The sequence below is a fragment of the Pedobacter vanadiisoli genome (assembly GCF_042684385.1).
Classification (GTDB): Bacteria; Bacteroidota; Bacteroidia; order Sphingobacteriales; family Sphingobacteriaceae; genus Pedobacter; species Pedobacter vanadiisoli.
This window is the reverse complement of record NZ_JBHULL010000002.1, coordinates 20,366-37,077: the sequence shown is the minus strand read 5'-3', so window position 1 is coordinate 37,077 and position 16,712 is coordinate 20,366. Positions and strand designations below refer to the sequence as shown.

Genomic DNA, 16,712 nt, shown 5'->3' with positions numbered 1-16,712 from the left:
CCCGTGTTTCGCCCAGGGGTTCTACTCCACAAGCCGCCCGGATAAATTTAAAGATATTTAGGAACTCACATCGGATATCCCTGTCAGATTGTATTTTGTCCTCCATATTGTGTCGCTTTAATCTGTTTATAAAAACATAGAAAGGCTGGTTTTATGTGAGCAAATTAATCTTTTAATGTAAGCATACTGTTTCGTAAATGTTAAGGAAATATTTTAATTGTTTAAGGTGTTCGGGTTTAAAGAATAAGAATTATAACGAATAACAGCGATTGGTTCCTGTTTTCTCCTTACATTCTTTACAGGTAGTGTAGGTTATACCTGTTTCGCTCCATCCACCGTCTTTTCTTTCGAACACACAAAATTCCCCATCAATCTCTACACATCTTAATGTAGCTAAGAAAAATAATTTATCTCTTTTAGCCTTTTTCTTTCTTAATTTTCTCATAATTAATGTTGTTAAGGTTTCAAAATAATGGTGTCTTCATACCTCATAATAAGCGATACCTTATCGCCCAATACCTCATCTACCGATATCACCAATGCTTTGTTATCGCTTAGCTGATTATCCTGTGCAAGTACTATCTTTTCAATCCGGAGACTGTCTGATTTAAAACCGGATCCATATTGTTTATCCAGTAAAAAATATAGTTTGTTCCGTTTTCTTTTTGTTGGCGTATAAGCTGGCGCGTTACATTTAGCAGCTATCTTAAAAGTTTCGTCAGCAAGGAGATAGGGTCCAGATGCACGGCTATCTAGCACTCCATAATAAAAAGGACTAAAACCTGTGGCAGTGTCGGTGTCTAACCATGGTCTTTGAACCGTAAAAAGCAAAAAGTTATTTTTGTTTCCGCTTTTTGCATCAAATAGAATGAGGTAAACATCGTACTCACTTTTGCCTCCGCGGTTATAGGGTGTAAACTCATTTTTACGCTGTTTACTCAGAACTGCCCAGTCTACAAAATGATTTTGCTCCATCCAGCCTTGAAGAAAGCCTGCTTTATATACTCTTGCACTGGTAACATTCTTTTCGGTGGCCAGTATAGATTTGCTTCCCCTGATCACACTTTGCAAAAATGCTTTATCAATATTTTGATTAAAGTTAAACGGATGTTTCCTGATGGTGCACGAAAAGTTCAGCGCCACCAGCATAAAAATAATGAACCTGCTGCTATTTAACCTTAACATAGTTGATACTATTAAATGATCCCCCAATAAAAACCCTGTTCACATCGTTATTTGGATGCAAAGGCATCTTGCCAATTATATGTATAAGATCCTGAAAAGAAAATATGGTACCGTTTTCACCTACCCTTAACGAACCCAAAACACCTGCATCAACACTGAAATGTTCATTTAATCCAATCCGGAGATGATATTGGGAACTGTTGTAATTCGAATCTTTTTTTCTCTTTGACTGAGCATCGTCAGATTGGGCATACGGAGGCACATCGATACCGATAATTTCGGAAAGCTCAAATAAAAATGGCTGGTAGCCGGTAAACTGGTCGAAACTTAACTCGCCATAATTAAAGCCACGGCGCGAGTGCACAAAAAACGAACCGCCCCCTGTCCACCAGCGGTCAAATCCATCGCCAATGCCAATCCATTTTACAGGTGCAGCACCGTCATTGTAATAATTAAAGCTTAATCCAGGTCCTGAAAGGGTAATTGAACCCACTACCTGGTTACGCCGGTGGTTGTTCAGTACAATATTGGTAGAGATTAAGCCAAAGTAATTATTATTTAAGTTAATGTTATAAAAAGCCGAATTCTGCATCGTTCTGATCAATTTCTTATAACTTAAAGGATTTCCGCCATATCCCACTGATATGGAATTGGTAAAGTCTACCTCAATATTATCGATCAAAGGGTTAAGATTGGTGCCAACAGTTTTTCGGTACAGCGATATACTCCCCCCATAGTTGGTAATAAAGCTGCTTTTGTATACGGCACTCACGGCAAAACCACCATATAGGTTTACTCCCGGGAAAGTTTGCTTTTTTCCATAATTAAGGTTCACATTAAGTCCGAAACTGAAATATGGTGAGTAAACCCAATCTTTTTGAGCATAGGTATAACCATTAAAAAGGAATAAAAATGCGAGCGCAATCAGGTATTTCATGGTAGAGCGGCTTTAATAATCAAGTTGCCGATACAGTAAATTATCCCTATATTCTTGCAGCAGACTTTAGGGCCTAACAGTAGTTTGTATTGGTCATGCAATTTAACCAATATGATGCAGAATGCAAATACCTAGTAGTAGGTAATTTACGACATTTACAGTAGCTATAATTGAATAGTATACCCATAATTGGGTATTGTAATCTATCAATCGATCCGTTATATTTACGTATTCGATAATATGGAGCTCTATAGTGAAAAAGGCAATTATCTTCGGTTGTGTTCTATAGTTTTCGATTGATTTAATGTTTCCAGTATATCCTTAAGCGGATGTTGTGCGGTGCCTTAGGGAGTATTCCATCTAAAACCTTTCAGCTTATGAATATCTCTGTTGCAGATCTACATTGCCATCCTTCAATGAAACCCTATGGGCGCAGCTTTCCAGACAGGATACCCGGAACAGACCCGTTGGTTAAAGACTGCATTTATTTCTATGGTAATCCACCTTTGGTTAAAAAGATTCTGAATAAAATTTTAGGCATCACTACCTTTCCTCAGGCTGGCATCCAGGCGCTTGAAAAAGGTGGTGTTGGGCTTATTTTCTGTTCATTATATCCTTTTGAAAAAGGATTTGTAAGGAAAAATGCTTTGCCCGGCGATTTGGTTACAGATAGTGTAAACCTGGTTACGGGTATCGGAAAAGAGCGTATACATTATATTCAGGATCAAAACAATGGATATTTTACCGACCTGGAAAATGAATATGCTTTTTTAAAAGCGTTAGATGGAAGAGTATTCACCATTGGGTCGAAGAAAATCAGGTATGTATTGTTAATGGATTTTAACCATATTGATCAAAGTGCAGATGATGAGGTATACACCGTATACATTGGATTGTCTTTTGAGGGGATGCACGCACTTTATAATCGATTTGAGGAGGTAGGAAGTGATGATCCTTTGGTAAAACAAAGTTTAATGGATAACCTGGCAAAAGTAAAGGCCTGGCCACACTGTCCGTTGTTTGTTACTTTTGCGCACCATTTTTATAATGGATTATGCGGTCATGCGGCCAGTTTGACTGACTTTTCAGTAAAATTGATCACTAATCAGAGTATAATGCTCGGAAAAGGCCTCAACTCGCTGGGCAGGGATATGATCAGGGCTTTATTAGCTAAAACAAACGGAAAGCGAATCCTTATCGACATCAAACATATGAGCATTGCCGCCCGGAATGAATATTTTGAACTCTTGGATCAGGAATACGATAAAGAACATATCCCTGTAATTGTGAGCCATGGAGCAATATGTGGCGACGAATATGCCTACAATTGGTTTCTAAGTGCAGATATCAACTTTTCTGACCGCGAAATTGTACGTATTGGGCAAAGCAAAGGATTGTTTGGGATACAACTGGATGAAAGGCGCATTGCCAGCAGTCATGAAATTGCGCTATTTAGAAAGCACCTTGGCAGCGAGGCAATCTTGTTGCATGCAGCACTTTTTGTGTGGAGGCAGATCCGCTATATTGCGGTATTACTCGATATCAATAGACTTCCGGCCTGGGATATCCAATGTCTGGGAAGCGACAATGATGGCATCGTTAATCCTATTGACGGGATATGGACCTCTGCCGACTTTGGGTTACTTAAAGACAAACTTCTTATCCATGCCAATGCTTTTGTAGCGAACCCGGATTATAAAATGTCGATGCCCGAGAACCTCATCTCCGGAGAAGAAATTGTAGAAAAGTTTATGAGCAGGAATATGCTCAGCTTTATGGAGAAAAATTTCAGGTAATTTCTAGACACAACACTACTAAAGAAAAATGGATATGAACAACAACTGTGAACCGATGGACCCTTCGATAAAGAAATATCTTATAGATAGATTGCTCTGTAATAAAATCACTGTTAGCGAACTTGTTCAACTGCGACCTGAAATTAATGAGTTTGATCTGTCGGAAATTATTCAGCACATCTACGATCTTAATCTGGAGCAGGTACGTAAAATTGCAGCCCTGCAACCTATCATGGCTAAAGTAGATGCATTGAAAAACAGCCAGCGCAATACCCGTTTTATAAAAAAAGTGAAAAATAATTTCCGTAAGCATAACGCTAAGCACAACGGACTTAAAAACAGGGTGGTAGTAGTAGAGGGCGATTCCTGGTTCAATTATCCCATCCTTTTAAGCGATGTAATCGATTGGGTCTCTATGGAAGAGAACATGGCTGTTTACAGCCTGGCCTCGGGTGGCGATTGGCTGATGAATATGGTTAGTGCCAAAAAGTATGTAGAACAGCTTTCTACGCTTCAGCCCGATGTATTTATCATTAGCGGAGGGGGAAACGACCTGGTGGGGAACAGGAGGATAGCTGCCATGGTTACACATAAAGGAGATTCCAATGAATTTGAAAACAGTGCCTTTGCAAAATACCTCTATGAAAATGCAGCACAACCGCCCGATAAACCGGAAGATTTTAAGCGGGGTATCCAGTTTATATCCAAAGACTTTTATGCCTTGCTGGCTTTTTTTCAGCTGCAATATTATTTTATTATAAACGGTATTCTTACAGGAGGCAAAGGTAAAGGAGAAAAGGGTAAATTCTCTGGTATACAGATTATTACTCAGGGTTACGATTATGCGATTCCGAGTGATCAAAAGATAGCGGGCTATAATCCGCTCAAATGGTACCGGCTGTTTGCACGTACTTTTCTCGGACATGGCGGATGGCTGAAAACGCCCCTGCAACTCAGAGGTATTTACGATCCCGAAGATCAGCGTAAAATTGTGTATGCCATGATTTACCTCTTCAACGAAATGATGATTGATATCGGTCGCATTTTTAGTGAAATGTTAGGTGAGAATAGGGTATTTCACATCGATTCAAGGGGATCAGTTGGTAAAAACGGTTGGACAGATGAATTGCATCCATTGCCCCAACATTTCAAAAAAACAGCCCAGGCTTTTATTCAATGCATTAACCACCCCAATAAAAATGGAAGTGCAGTTGTAGAAGTTCTAAAACACCATGGAGGAGCTAAGCAATGAAAAAGATATTGGTTTTAGTATTTATTATGATTTGCGCCGTAATGTCGTATCAGGGAAATATACTTCAGCGATTCAGCGGTAAGGGAATCATCAACCTGGAGCTTGCCGATAAAAGTACAGGCGCAGAAATTATTTCACTTTGGAACAATACCCCTTATGGCGATCAGACACTTTTAAATGTTGCTGAGCAGAATACACATCTTGATTTTCTGTTTATTGTGGTTTATGTACTGCTCATCATGACCTTATCCAACGCACAAATGCAGCTGGAAAAAACAAGCTGGTTAAATGAATTAATACGGTTTAATTTATTTCTTGCGGTTTTAATAGGTTTATTGGATGTAGTTGAGAATATCAGGCTGCTCCACAGTTTTCATCATCCGCGAGATCTGACCGAATTTTGGCGGACAGATTTTATAGCATGGCCAAAATTTTTAATAGCGGGATGGGCGATTTTAATCTACCTTTTCTCGGTAATCAAGGGCTTCCTTGTTAAGGATTAATTGTAACCATTAAAACATAATTACTTAGATAAAACCTGAATTCAACTTCATTATAACTTCATAAATGTGTATTTATTTCGCTTTCGAATTAAATCATTGTGTAACCATAATTTATTGAAATCAATTAAGTGCCTGCATCACACGATTAGGCTGCTTACCTCATAAATTGGTTGCCTAGGAAAACTAATTATAGAAAAAATAAATCAGATTAAACCATTCAACAAAAAAAACATGAAAAGAGTTGTCATATGCTTAGGCTTGTGTACTTTACTTTACGTAACGGGTTGCACCTCGAAAAAAGAAGAAAAAGAAGAAGTAGTTACTTATTCAGTAACCACACCGCTAAGAATGGATACTTCGTTTACCAAGGAATATGTTTCACAGATCAAATCTGTTCGCAACATCGAAGTTAGGGCCCAGGAAAAAGGATACCTTCAAAATATCTATGTAGATGAAGGCCAGCGGGTAAAAGCAGGTCAGTTATTATTTAAGATTATGCCTAAAGCAGCACAATCTGAGCTATTGAAAGCCCAGGCTGAAACTAAATCGGCAGAAATTGAACTGGAAAACACCAAATTACTGTCTGATAAAAACATCGTTTCGAAAAATGAACTGGCTATGGCTAAGGCCAAACTGCAATCGGCAAATGCCGAAACCGCATTGGCTAAATTTCATTTGTCCAATACCGAAATCAGGGCACCTTTTGATGGTACTATCGACCGTATTCCTTTAAAACTGGGTAGTTTGGTTGATGAGGGCGCTTTACTGACCAGCCTTTCAGATAACAGTCAGGTGTTTGCATACTTCAACGTATCAGAACCCGAATATTTAAACTATCAGAGTGCGGCAAAAGCAAAAAACCAACAGGAAGTAAGCCTATTATTGGCCAATGGCGAGTTTCTCAAATCGAAAGGTAAAGTAGAAATTATTGAAAGCGAATTTGATAATGAAACAGGTAACATTGCTTTCCGCGCAAGGTTTAACAATAGCGATAACCTGCTTCGCAATGGTGAAACCGGTAAAATCCACATGGTTGTTCCGCTAAAAAATGCCATTATTATCCCACAGAAGGCTACTTACGATATCCAGGACAAAACCTATGTTTTCGTGGTTGATAAAAATAATAAGGTGCACTCCAGGATGATTACCATTGCCGGAGATTTGCCTGATTTATACATCGTAGGCGATGGACTTACCGTTGATGATAAGATTTTGCTTGAAGGGGTACAGAAAGTTAAGGATGATGATAAAATTGCCTTTAAATTCCAGCAACCTCAAGAAGTGTTGAAACAATTGAGATTGAAAACAGAATAATCTAAATCCTCTATACTTAATTTATGTTTAGTAAATTCATACAAAGGCCCGTCCTTTCTATCGTAATATCGCTAGTTATTGTGTTTTTGGGTGTGCTGGCCATTAGCTACCTGCCTGTTACACAGTTTCCTACTATATCTCCACCCAAAGTAAATATTACTGCGGAATATCCCGGAGCAAATAACGAATTATTGATTAAATCCGTAATCATCCCGCTGGAGCGTGCACTTAACGGTGTACCGGGTATGAAATACATTGCCTCTGATGCCGGTAACGATGGTGAAGCCTCTATACAAGTGGTGTTTAAGCTGGGTACCGATCCCAATCAGGCTTCGCTTAACGTGCAGAATCGTGTAGCTGCCGTTACCAATAAACTTCCTCCTTTGGTAATCCGTGAGGGTGTGAAAATCTCACGCGAAGAGCCAAACATGTTGATGTATATCAATCTGTATAGCAAGGACCCTAAAATGAACCAGAATTTCCTGTATAACTATGCCGATATCAACCTGCTTTCGGAGCTTAAAAGGGTTGATGGTGTAGGTTTTGCCGATATTTTGGGTGATAGGGATTATGCTATGCGTATCTGGTTAAAACCCGATCGCATGCAGGCTTATAAAATCTCAGTGGATGAAGTAATGAATGCCCTTGAAGGACAAAGTTTAGAGGCCTCGCCCGGTAAAACAGGGGAGAGCTCCGGTAAACGTTCACAGGCATTCGAATATGTATTAAAATATTCAGGACGTTTCAGTACCAAAGAAGGTTACGAAAATATTGTGGTTAGGGCTACTCCTGATGGCCAGTTGCTCCATTTAAAAGATGTAGCTGATGTAGATTTTAGTGCTTCGGCTTACAATTTATATTCTACTTTAAATGGAAAAGCATCGGCCGCTATTGTTTTAAAACAGTCTTATGGTAGTAACGCCAGTCAGGTAATTAAAGATGTTAAAGCCAAAATGGCCGAAATTAAAGCGGCTTCATTTCCAAAAGGTTTAGATTACGAGATCAGTTACGACGTTTCCAAATTCCTTGATGCATCTATCGAAAAGGTGATCCACACCCTGGTAGAGGCCTTCATTTTGGTGGGTTTAGTGGTATTCCTGTTCCTTGGCGATTGGCGTTCAACGCTTATCCCTGCTATTGCGGTACCGGTATCGTTAATCGGAACGTTTGTATTTATGCAATTCTTTGGCATTACACTTAACTTAATTACCTTGTTTGCATTGGTACTCGCCATTGGGGTTGTAGTAGATGATGCGATCGTAGTAATTGAGGCAGTACACGCCAAGATGGAGCATGATAGCCACCTCTCTGTATTAAAAGCTACGCAACAGGCCATGAAAGAGATTGGCGGTGCCATTATCGCCATTACCTTCTTAATGGCCTCGGTATTTATTCCAGTAGCATTTATGTCCGGGCCTGTAGGTATTTTCTACCGTCAGTTCTCCATTACTATGGCAACTGCAATTATCCTTTCGGGTATTGTGGCTTTAACACTCACACCTGCACTGTGTGCCATAATGTTAAAAAATAACCATGGGGCCGTTAAGAAGAAAACAGCGATCGATCGTTTTCTAGATGGTTTTAACCGTGGTTTTGCTAAATTATCGGGTAAATACCAACTGGTATTAAGCAAGGTAGTAAGCCGCAGGTTGTTAACCTTTGGCGTACTGGTAGCCTTTTGTCTGGGTGTTTGGGTATTGAGTGGAAGTGTGCCTTCTGGTTTTATCCCTAACGAAGATCAAGGGATGGTTTATGCCATTATTCAAACCCCTCCGGGATCTACTTTAGAGCGTACCGACCAAATAGCCGAAAAACTGCAGAAAATGTGCGAAGGCATTGATGGTGTTAAATCGGTTTCATCTTTGGCAGGATACGAAGTTCTTACCGAAGGTACAGGCTCTAACTCGGGTACCTGTTTAATTAACCTTAAAGACTGGAGCGAACGTAAACACTCTGCCCGCGAAATCATTGAGGAGCTGGAGCAGAAATCAAAGTCTATACCTGGCGCAACCATTGAATTTTTCCAACCACCGGCGGTTCCGGGTTATGGTGCTGCAGGCGGTTTCGAACTCCGTTTACTGGATAAAGCAGGAAGTGGCGATTATAAAAAAATGGAGACGGTTGCCAATGATTTTGTACGAGAGCTGAACAAACGCAAAGAGCTATCCTCTGTATTTACGTTCTACAGTGCCAGTTTCCCGCAATACATGCTGGATGTTGATAACGACATTGCCCAGCAAAAAGGGGTGAGCATTGATAATGCAATGAATACCATGTCTACTTTTGTAGGTAGTGATTATGAAACCAGTTTTATTAAGTACGACCGTCAGTACAAGGTAATTGTTCAGGCGCTGCCCCAATACAGGGCCTTGCCTGAAGATATCTTAAAACTGTCGGTTAAAAATAACCGCGATGAAATGGTGCCATTCTCGGCCTTTATCAAAATGCGAAGGGTTTATGGTTTGTCGGAGATTACCCGCCACAATATGTACAACGCTTCTGAGATCAGCGGACAGGCAGCGCCAGGGTATAGTTCTGGTGAAGCCATTAAAGCCATTACTGAGGTGGCACAGAAAACACTGCCAAGAGGATTTGGTATCGATTGGGCCGGTATCTCTAAAGATGAGGTATCAAGAGGTAACGAAGCCATTTACATCTTCCTGATCTGTTTAGGTTTCGTTTACCTGGTTTTGGCTGCACAATACGAAAGTTTCATTTTACCACTTTCGGTAATCCTTTCACTACCCGCTGGTATTTTTGGAGCATTCCTTTTCCTTAAGATATTAGGATTGGAGAATAACATTTATGCTCAGGTAGCCATGGTGATGCTGATCGGTTTGCTGGGTAAAAATGCCGTGTTGATTGTAGAGTTTGCCACACAGCGCCACAGCCAGGGAGCAACAGTGCTTAAAGCCGCAATGGAAGGAGCAAGCGTACGTTTCCGTCCGATTTTAATGACCTCTTTTGCCTTTATTGCAGGTTTGATCCCATTGATGATTGCAACCGGACCAGGTAAGATCGGTAACCGTACCATTGGTTCGGCCGCTGCAGGTGGTATGCTTTTCGGTACCATTTTCGGGGTAATCGTGATCCCTGGCTTATATTATATATTCGGGTCAATTGCAGCAAAACACAAGCTGATCAAAATTGAAGAAGAACATCCGTTAACTGAAGAAATTGAGAATAATGTTTAAGAATAATATTTTTAAAGGCCTTGGATTGGTGTTGATATGCGCTGCATATACCGCCTGTAAGCTCCCAGAAGTTGCCCAACGAGCCGAAAATAAAAGTGTACCGGTGAGCTTTAACGGCTCGCAGGACACAGTAAGCACCGCCGGTATACAATGGCGTAACTTTTTTACCGATCCTTATCTGATCAACCTGATCGATACGGCACTGAAAAATAACCAGGAACTGAATATTACTCTTCAGGACATCGAAATTGCCAAAAACGAAATTAAGGCAAAAAAGGGAGAGCTTTTGCCGAGCGTAACCTATGGTGTGGGAGCCGGTTTGGATAAAGTTGGCCGTTATACCAGTTCAGGAGCGGGCGACGCCTCTACCGAAATTACACCAGGTAAAGGTGTGCCAGAAGTACTACCCGATTATCATTTCGGCTTACAGGCCAATTGGGAAGCCGACATTTGGCATAAACTGCGTAATTCTAAAAAAGCGGCCATTAACCACTACCTGTCTACAGTAGAAGGTAAGAATTTCGTAATCACCAATTTGATCGCCGAAATAGCAAATTCATATTACGAATTGTTAGCCTCTGATAATCAGTTGGAGACGGTTAAAAAAACGATCGAACTTCAAAGCAATGCACTGGAATTAATGAAAATCCAGAAACAGGCTACCAGGGTGAATGAGCTTGCCGTACGTAAATTTGAAGCTGAGGTATTAAGTTCGAAAAGTTTGGAATTTGATATCCAGCAGGATATTACCGAGACTGAGAATAAAATTAACTTTCTGTTAGGTCGTTTTCCTCAGCCTATTATTAGGGATAAATCCAGCTTTACAGATCTGGTACCGGCAACTGTACACTCGGGTTTACCTTCCCAGTTGCTGGCCAACCGTCCTGATATTAAACAGGCCGAATACGAATTGGCGGCCGCTAAATTGGATGTAAAAGTAGCCAAGGCACAGTTTTATCCATCATTAGGGATCTCTGCAGCTATTGGCTATCAGGCATTTAATCCGTCTTATTTATTGAGAACACCAGAGTCGTTGATTTATTCTTTAGCTGGCGATTTAGCCGGGCCGCTGATTAATAGAAATGCCATAAAAGCTGAATATTCTTCGGCAAATGCAAAACAATTGCAGGCTGTTTTTGAATACGAAAAAGCCATTTTAAATGGTTATATCGAAGTGGCCAATCAGCTATCTAAAATCAGTAACCTGCAAAAAAGTTACGATCTGAAATCAAAACAGGTTACTGCGCTTAACCAATCAATTGATATTTCTAACGATTTGTTTAAAGCTGCCAGGGCAGATTATTTTGAGGTTTTGATGACCCAGCGTGATGCTTTACAATCAAAATTGGAACTCATCGAAACCAAAAAGCAACAATTGAACGCTGTAGTAGATATTTACCATGCCCTTGGTGGTGGGTGGAAATAGGCAATACGAAATACGTAGATAACAGCAAACCCTATTAATTATCATTTTACATTAATTATAGGCTGTTCCTAACCGGAGCAGCCTTTTGTTTTTGTCATTCTGAGTGTAGCGAAGAATCTTTTACGATCATCAGCCATGCCAGATATTACCATCAGGTACATAAATTTTCTAACTCAATAAATTACTTCCTCATTTATTTATCATAAAATTCGTTTGGCAAACAATGCGGTTCACCGCTGGTTATCTAATTCATAGAATTTATCATCATATCTGAAATAAAATGGGAAAAACAACATTTAAATTTGGCGAATTAGAGGTTAACCGTTTAGGTTATGGCGCCATGCAGTTAACCGGGAACGGTGTTTTTGGCGAAGTGGAAGACCGTGAAAATGCGATAACCGTTTTGCGCGAAGCAGTGGCAAATGGCGTTAATTTTATTGATACTGCAGAGGCTTATGGGCCAAAGTTTAATGAATCGCTTATTGCTGATGCTTTATCACCTTTTCAAAAAGATCTCTTTATTGCTACTAAAGGTGGATTTGAGCGTCCAGGTCCAAACCAATGGGTACCTAATGGAACGCCTGAAAAGATCAGATTAGATATTGAAGGCAGTTTGCAGCGTTTAAAAGTAGATTCAATAGATTTATGGCAGCTGCATCGCATTGATCCTAATGTTGATGTCGCCAAAACCTTGGCGCCTGTGGCAGAAGCTGTTAAAGAAGGTAAAATAAAAAATGTGGGTTTATCAGAAGTAACTATCGATCAGATCAAACAAGTTCAAGACATTCTTCCGGTCGTTTCCGTTCAAAATTTATATAATCTTGGCAATAGGCAATGGGAGAGTGTTTTAGATTATACAGCAGAAGAGGGCCTGGCCTTTATTCCATGGTTTCCGCTAGCCTCCGGTCCGCATAAATTAGCGGATAAGATCAAAGCGATTGCGGATAAACATAATGCAACAACTGCTCAGATTGCTCTGGCTTGGTTATTAAAAAGATCATCAAATATTCTTTTAATCCCTGGGACGAAATCTGTAGATCATTTAAAAGAAAACTTAGAGGCCGTAGAAATTGAATTGACTGAAGATGAATTTGAAAGCTTAGCTCATTAATATTGTCATTCTGAGAGCAGCATCTTTTTTGTTTGAAGTACTTTGCATTACCTGGCCTTAGCGTCTCGTTAAGGCCTTTTTCTAAAAAGCAGGCTTGCCAGTATGAAAGATTGCTTCGTCGTTCCTCCTCGCAATGACGACCATTCTACTAACTTTACTCTTACTGGTCTTAGTGTCTCCCCAAGGCCTTTTTTATTACTATACACCTATAAAACCTTTTTATTTGTAAATAAGCCATTACGGGATCATATTATTTACCAATATTCGCATTTAAGTATGATATTTAAACATGAAACAAATCGTTTTAACCACTGCTATTCTATTAGCTATTATTTTTCAGCAAGCCATGGCGCAAAATAATCCAAAAAACACACCTGCTATTTTAAATCATATTGCCGTTTATGTATCCGATTTAAACAAAGCCACAACCTTTTACGAAAGTGTTTTTAAGCTTAAAATTATTCCCGAACCTTTCAAGGATAACCGCCATACCTGGTTTACCTTGGGGCCTGCTGGACAGTTGCACCTCATCCAGGGCGCGAAGGGCAACGAAACTTTTGATAAAAACTCACATTTGTGTTTCAGTGTCCCGTCGGTTGATGATTTTATAAAGGAACTGAATGCCAAAAACATCAGTTTTGAAGATTGGCCTGGAAAAGAACATGGCATTACCTTTCGTGTTGACGGAGTAAAACAGATTTATTTTAAAGACCCTGATGGGCACTGGCTGGAAGTAAACGACGCGAAGTAAATTTTTTACTACGTGACAATTTAATGCTGGCTCATATCCTATATTTAAGCTTGATCCATTGTATTATGAAATTCCGCCTTCAAAAGTATTTTCTTGCCTTCTTTTTAATCATCGGTTTAACCGGTCAATCTAATGCCCAGAACGAAAAAGCAGAGGCAGATTTGAAAGCCGTTATGGAAAAATATAATGCTGTCGGGGCTGCGGTAGCTGTGGTAAAAAACGGCCGTATTATTTATACCCATTCGTTTGGTTTAAAAGATTTAGAAAATAAACTGCCATTAACTGATCAGGATATTTTTAGGATCGCTTCCATATCAAAATCCTTTTCAGCAACTGCTATTATGCAACTGGTAGAAGCAGGTAAAATTTCGCTCGATGATGATTTTGGCGATCTGGTGGGTTTTAAGATCAGGAACCCGAAATTTCCGGATCAGAAAATTACCTTAAAAATGGCATTGTCGCATACCTCCAGTTTAAACGATTCGCAGGGATATTTGAATCTCGATCTCATCAATCCGGATAAAAATCCCGATTGGGCCAAATGTTATAGCAATTATCCTCCTGGAAGTAAATTTGATTACTGTAACCTTAATTTTAACCTCATAGGTGCCATAATTGAGCGAAAATCTGGCGAACGTTTCGATAACTATGTAAAAAAACATATTCTTAAACCATTGGGACTCTATGCCGGCTATTGTATCGATTCTTTAGACAGTACACGTTTCGTGCATTTGTACGAATATCATACCGATACCAAAACATACACCCCCTCACCAAGTGCCTATGCACCAAGGCGGACAGAAATTGCCAATTATGTAATGGGATACTCCACGCCGGTTTTTTCACCAACCGGAGGGATGAAAATTTCGGCTACTGATTTAGCTAAATACATGATTATGCACATGAACTATGGCACATCAAATGGTGTTAAAATCATCACTAAAAAAAGCGCAAAAAAAATGCAGATGGCCTTAACCGATGATGAAGGTTATGGTCTGGCCATCAGAACGGCAGATCATCTTATACCCGGGCTTCAGCTTAAAGGGCATACTGGATCTGCTTATGGCCTGTATAGCACCATGTTTTTTGATCCAAAAAGGAAATTTGGATTTGTGATCATTACAAATGGAATAAATGCAACTTATACCGATGGTTTTCCTGATTTTAGTCGCGCGGCCATCAACAGTTTGTACCAGTCTTTTTTTTGAACAACTTAGAGCAGGTTTGATAAACCATTTTTGTGATAGAAAACAGTTAAAGTTCTGATACCTGCTTTTGGGTGGTTTACACTGTTGCCTTTCACTTTTTGGTCGAAAATACTTTTAACAGGAGGTAAATCAATTAAATGTTTACAATCGGTAATGGGTACATCAACTGTTAACGGATCTTTGCTTTCGTTTTCAAGGTTCATACAGCCATTATTGATTCACAAATCTTTGGTAAGCACTTCCGGATTTAACTTTTTCCATCATTAAATGTTCCTTCAGTTTTGAGAATTCCATGCTATGGAGTGCTTTCACAACTGATTTAAGTTTTTCAGTGCTGATGCCCAGCCTGGCTGCCCAATAATCACGGTCCTGTTCATCTGCAATGTCGACAAATTCTTTTCTGGCATTCATCGAGTTAAGTTGATATTCCATTTTTACAAATTTTGGTTAGTAATATTCATAGAAACAGGAGGATATCTCTTTTTGTTTTAGACTTTTGTCAGTAAATTCTCAAAAAAATGTATAAAATTATAGTAAAAACAAGTTTCCAGTAAAACCACTGGAGACCCTCATAATTGAGGCTTAAAAAAATTAATTCAAAAGCCGATTTTTACCATTTTGGTAGTTTGGTAAATATCCCTTAAAAGAGTAATATTTTTTATACAAAATATTAGGTTTTGTCGGTTCGCATTTTTATTATTGTATTGTAATATGTTTTTTACAAATGCCAAACCTTTTTCAAACTAACCACCAAAGTCTATCTCCGCGTTTAAAATTTTATCAGGATAATCGCTTTGTATTATCCCTGTGGGTATTTATAACACTGGTTTTTGTGATAGATTCATGGGCCACACACCGTTATAATAACTACCTGATTTTCGAAAATACATTTAGAAATTTATTGAACGGACGTTCATTATATGCATATTATCCGGCTTATCACGACGATGCGAATCACTATGGCCCAATCTTTAGCGTATTAATAGCTCCATTTGCCATTTTTCACAACTGGATCGGCTTATTGTTATGGAACCTTTTTAACTGTTTCCTGCTTTTTAAGGCCATACAAACCCTGCCATTAACTGAAGATCAAAAAGTAATTATCGGTTATATAGCCATTCCTTGCGTGATAGAGTCGATGCTTAACCAGCAGTTTAATGCCGGTGCAGGTGCATTAATGATATTGAGTTATACCTTGCTGAATAAAGATAAAGGAATATGGGCTGCACTTTGCATCGTACTCGGTACCTTTATTAAACTTTACGGTATTGTAGGCCTGGTATTCTTCTTTTTTGCTAAAAAAAAGCCTGCCTTTATCCTGTGGCTCATTCTTTGGTCAGTAATCATATTCTTATTGCCAATGCTATTCGCTTCACCTGAGTATGTGGTACATTGTTATGTAGATTGGAAGAATTCTCTTGTCGGAAAGAACATGGTTAATGTTTTGGGTGATGGGATCGATATTTCTATTATGGGTTTCTTTAGAGAGCTTTTTGATGAGAAGAAAATACCGAATTTTCTATTTATAAGCCTGGGAGCGATATTGTTTATGTTGCCTTTTATAAATATATCGCGGTTTAAAAAACGCAGATTCCAATTGATGATCCTCTCATCAGTAATGATTTTTCCGGTTTTATTTAGCACAGGGGCGGAAGATTGCACATTCATTATTCCAATTGTAGGGGTAGGCGTGTGGTATGTACAGGAAAGTAACGAGGCTATGAAAAAGGTATTATTGCCTATTTTACTTTTAATTACCTGTAATTTCCCGCTGCTGTTATTTCCGGTGTTGGCCAAATCGCATCCTTTATCGCTGGCCATCATTAGCTTGCCTTATTTTCTGGCATGGTTAAGGGTCATTTATAATGCTACAAATAATAGGTTCGCGTATGCCGAAGAAACAGAGCCAGAAATGGTTACTGCGCTAATAGATTAAGTTTAAAATTTTATTTTTTGTAAGGTTTTAATGTCCGTTTATAAAAACGGATGTTAAAACCTTTTTTGTTATCAGTCTGTTTTATAACTGTCTAATCAA

General features: G+C 39.2%; 15 protein-coding genes. 10 read left to right on the top strand and 5 right to left on the bottom strand.

Annotated elements, in window-relative coordinates; all coding sequences use genetic code 11:
* Window positions 1-250: 250 nt before the first annotated feature.
* From ACFSR6_RS00575 to ACFSR6_RS00565, 3 genes are read right to left on the bottom strand one after another with little or no spacing between them, the layout of a single operon-like run.
* Complete coding sequence (locus tag ACFSR6_RS00575; protein ID WP_379073714.1) at window positions 251-445, bottom strand: hypothetical protein; 195 nt, start codon at window positions 443-445, stop codon at window positions 251-253.
* An 11-nt stretch (window positions 446-456) separates the two neighbouring features.
* On the bottom strand, window positions 457-1,185 hold the full coding sequence (locus tag ACFSR6_RS00570) for a hypothetical protein (protein ID WP_379073712.1): 729 nt from the start codon (window positions 1,183-1,185) through the stop codon (window positions 457-459).
* Entirely contained in the window at window positions 1,169-2,122 is a 954-nt protein-coding gene (locus ACFSR6_RS00565; protein ID WP_379073711.1) for a hypothetical protein, read from the bottom strand. Before ACFSR6_RS00565 ends, ACFSR6_RS00570 begins: the two co-directional genes overlap by 17 nt.
* Window positions 2,123-2,499: 377 nt before the next feature.
* On the opposite strand from ACFSR6_RS00565, the gene ACFSR6_RS00560 reads away from it, so the two are divergent.
* From ACFSR6_RS00560 to ACFSR6_RS00520, 9 genes are all read left to right on the top strand, one after another.
* A complete protein-coding gene (locus ACFSR6_RS00560) occupies window positions 2,500-3,918 on the top strand; it encodes a hypothetical protein (RefSeq protein WP_379073709.1) in 1,419 nt (472 codons plus the stop codon).
* A gap of 34 nt (window positions 3,919-3,952) precedes the next feature.
* The gene (locus ACFSR6_RS00555; protein ID WP_379073707.1) at window positions 3,953-5,170 is read left to right on the top strand and encodes a hypothetical protein; all 1,218 of its coding nucleotides are present in this window, start codon (window positions 3,953-3,955) and stop codon (window positions 5,168-5,170) included.
* The gene (locus tag ACFSR6_RS00550; RefSeq protein ID WP_379073705.1) at window positions 5,167-5,673 is read left to right on the top strand and encodes a hypothetical protein; all 507 of its coding nucleotides are present in this window, start codon (window positions 5,167-5,169) and stop codon (window positions 5,671-5,673) included. Before ACFSR6_RS00555 ends, ACFSR6_RS00550 begins: the two co-directional genes overlap by 4 nt.
* A 231-nt stretch (window positions 5,674-5,904) precedes the next feature.
* Window positions 5,905-6,987, top strand: a complete 1,083-nt coding sequence (locus ACFSR6_RS00545; RefSeq protein WP_343524808.1) for an efflux RND transporter periplasmic adaptor subunit — start codon at window positions 5,905-5,907, stop codon at window positions 6,985-6,987.
* 23 nt (window positions 6,988-7,010) lie between these two features.
* Window positions 7,011-10,181 carry an efflux RND transporter permease subunit gene (locus tag ACFSR6_RS00540; RefSeq protein ID WP_379073703.1) on the top strand — a complete coding sequence of 1,057 codons (3,171 nt, stop codon included), beginning with the start codon at window positions 7,011-7,013 and terminating at the stop codon, window positions 10,179-10,181.
* Complete coding sequence (locus ACFSR6_RS00535) at window positions 10,174-11,607, top strand: TolC family protein (RefSeq protein WP_379073702.1); 1,434 nt, start codon at window positions 10,174-10,176, stop codon at window positions 11,605-11,607. The genes ACFSR6_RS00540 and ACFSR6_RS00535 overlap by 8 nt, the downstream gene beginning before the upstream one ends.
* Before the next feature lie 280 nt (window positions 11,608-11,887).
* Entirely contained in the window at window positions 11,888-12,718 is an 831-nt protein-coding gene (locus tag ACFSR6_RS00530; RefSeq protein ID WP_379073700.1) for an aldo/keto reductase, read from the top strand.
* A gap of 289 nt (window positions 12,719-13,007) precedes the next feature.
* Window positions 13,008-13,469, top strand: coding sequence for a VOC family protein (locus ACFSR6_RS00525; RefSeq protein ID WP_379073698.1), 462 nt, complete (start codon window positions 13,008-13,010; stop codon window positions 13,467-13,469).
* 65 nt (window positions 13,470-13,534) lie between these two features.
* Window positions 13,535-14,677: a serine hydrolase domain-containing protein gene (locus tag ACFSR6_RS00520; RefSeq protein ID WP_379073696.1), complete on the top strand. Its 1,143-nt coding sequence runs from the start codon at window positions 13,535-13,537 to the stop codon at window positions 14,675-14,677.
* Between the two features lie 5 nt (window positions 14,678-14,682).
* On the opposite strand, the gene ACFSR6_RS00515 is transcribed toward ACFSR6_RS00520, so the two are convergent.
* Window positions 14,683-14,880 carry a hypothetical protein gene (locus ACFSR6_RS00515; RefSeq protein ID WP_379073694.1) on the bottom strand — a complete coding sequence of 66 codons (198 nt, stop codon included), beginning with the start codon at window positions 14,878-14,880 and terminating at the stop codon, window positions 14,683-14,685.
* 7 nt (window positions 14,881-14,887) lie between these two features.
* Window positions 14,888-15,109, bottom strand: a complete 222-nt coding sequence (locus tag ACFSR6_RS00510) for a hypothetical protein (protein ID WP_379073692.1) — start codon at window positions 15,107-15,109, stop codon at window positions 14,888-14,890.
* A 292-nt stretch (window positions 15,110-15,401) separates the two neighbouring features.
* On the opposite strand from ACFSR6_RS00510, the gene ACFSR6_RS00505 reads away from it, so the two are divergent.
* Window positions 15,402-16,613, top strand: a complete 1,212-nt coding sequence (locus tag ACFSR6_RS00505; protein ID WP_379073690.1) for a glycosyltransferase family 87 protein — start codon at window positions 15,402-15,404, stop codon at window positions 16,611-16,613.
* Window positions 16,614-16,712: the final 99 nt, after the last annotated feature.